This is a genomic window from Lachnotalea glycerini (assembly GCF_003201285.1).
Taxonomy (GTDB): Bacteria; Bacillota; Clostridia; order Lachnospirales; family Lachnospiraceae; genus Lachnotalea; species Lachnotalea glycerini.
The window spans coordinates 1-1,966 of sequence record NZ_QICS01000036.1 but is presented as its reverse complement, the minus strand read 5'-3'; the positions used below and the strand labels follow the sequence as shown (position 1 = coordinate 1,966).

Sequence of the window (1,966 nt, the reverse complement as noted above, 5' to 3'; positions counted from 1 at the left end):
TTTTTTCTTTGCCTTTATTTTTCCGTTTTTATCTACTGTTGCTATCTTGGTATTACTGCTTTTATAGGTTATTTTATCCGTTGCACTGATTGGGTAAATCTAAATCTTCTTCTCGCGACCAAGCATCAAAATGGCTTAATGGTTTTTTATACTCTATTTTCACAATTTCTTTATCAGAGACGATTAATTTAAACTCTGCTCTAAGATTTTCAAGATTTCTCTGATGAAACTCAAAGTTAATATCTTTGATAATATAACGAAAATCATCAGCAAAAAAGAGTATTCCCTGTTCTTAATTTTGTTTCTAAGTTGCTTAAATACTTTTCCGCATTTTCATATTCTTGTCGTAAAGAATTTTCTTTAATAGATCCACCTATGTCATCAACAATTCTATCAATTTCTTCTAATGACAACTTAGAACTTCCCTTAATAGTTTTACTGCCCCCCCTTAACCCCAGTCTCAGCCAAACCTTTCTCAGTCAATTTACTCAATACGGTTTGATATTCTAAGGTCTTATAGTATCCACTCACATTTTTCACACTGTCATACTTGGTCATTCCTCCAGAATTATTATCTTACATGGAAATCCTCGTAACGAAATCTTGGATTTTAAATATCTTGGATGCCACAGAATGTTGATGGATTAATACTTTATTGGCATAATAGTAAACAATAGTTATATGGAAAACAAGTTGTCTCTGTACTAGTTAAATGTACTAATATCATCCCTTTTTAGGATTTCTTATAAAATTTGTCCGACACTTTGCTACATTTCTGAAAATCAATTTCTCTTTTCTACTTAATAATCCGATTGTATACCCATGCAAATTTTTTTGCTTAAGTCTCTTAATTCATATCATGGATTACATCACTTCGTGAGAGTCATGATATAGAATTAAGCGACTAGGCTTTAGGTAGTTGGTAGTCCTAAGGTATAACCATAATTAAATTAATTAATTTCGTGTATAAAATTGATGAAATCTCTCTTTATCAGACTTACTTTTCTGATCTTGACATATCCATTGAAAAAAATCTACATCTTCTTCTGTATTCCAAGGATCAAAATCGGTGAATTTAGGTTTATCATATACTACATCAATTTCTACATTATTATCAATTAATAGTTTAAATCTTCCTGTTTTATCATCTAAATTTTCATGTTCAAATTCATAATTTACTTCTGATAAATTATAAAATTTATTATTACTGAAAAAAACAGGACCTTTTTGCGATTCTGTTACGCCATATACAGCGTCTCTAACCCTAGCAAAAAACCCCAAGTTAGGTTTAACTAATTTATCTCCATTATATTTAAAGTCATATTTCCCTGTATCTACGTCATAAACACATAATTCTTTTATTTTATCCATATTCATTATATATTTAATCATATCCAAATTCCTCCTAAACTATTGAGTATCTAACCACTCTTTAAACTTACTTAATAATTTATCTACATCCGCATTAGGTCTTTTTGATGCCTCTATTATCTTACTATAATTTCCCTTATACTTATTTTCAAAAAACTCAAAGCTCCCACCAAGTGGATCACCATAACGTGCTTCATTTACTTCATAAATATATTTTCTCAATAATTCCGGTGTTAGATCCTTATACTTAACACCTAAATCTCTCCTAACTTGATACATTGATTTTGCTATAGATTTTTCACTCAATCCTTGTGCCCTTAATTGAGCTTCATAATCACTTAAACTTTTTACTGCATTTTCATATTCTTGCCTTAATGGATTCTTTTTTATTGAGTCTCCTATCTCCTTAATTACATTTTCTGTTCTTTTGCCACCCTTAATCCCAGTCTCAGCCAAATCTTTGTCAACCACTTTACTCAATACGGTTTGATATTCTGATTTCTTATAGTATCCACTCACATTTTTCACACTGTCATACTTGGTCATTCCTCCATATGTCAGCATTCCTACTGCCGCTCCTGTCATTGTGGCTAGT

At 30.7% G+C, this 1,966-nt stretch carries 5 protein-coding genes; all 5 read right to left on the bottom strand.

What is annotated here, in order from left to right:
- On the bottom strand, window positions 1–90 hold a 90-nt coding region (locus C8E03_RS23000), incomplete at its 3' end, for an Ig-like domain-containing protein (protein ID WP_408609933.1).
- 176 nt (window positions 91–266) lie between these two features.
- On the bottom strand, window positions 267–413 hold the full coding sequence (locus tag C8E03_RS22190) for a hypothetical protein (RefSeq protein ID WP_170123094.1): 147 nt from the start codon (window positions 411–413) through the stop codon (window positions 267–269).
- Between the two features lie 22 nt (window positions 414–435).
- Complete coding sequence (locus C8E03_RS22660) at window positions 436–558, bottom strand: hypothetical protein (RefSeq protein WP_278321214.1); 123 nt, start codon at window positions 556–558, stop codon at window positions 436–438.
- A 396-nt stretch (window positions 559–954) separates the two neighbouring features.
- The gene (locus C8E03_RS21625) at window positions 955–1,392 is read right to left on the bottom strand and encodes a hypothetical protein (RefSeq protein ID WP_110292095.1); all 438 of its coding nucleotides are present in this window, start codon (window positions 1,390–1,392) and stop codon (window positions 955–957) included.
- Between the two features lie 18 nt (window positions 1,393–1,410).
- Window positions 1,411–1,966 (bottom strand): hypothetical protein (locus C8E03_RS22310; protein ID WP_207657828.1); only part of this gene is annotated, 556 nt, incomplete at its 5' end.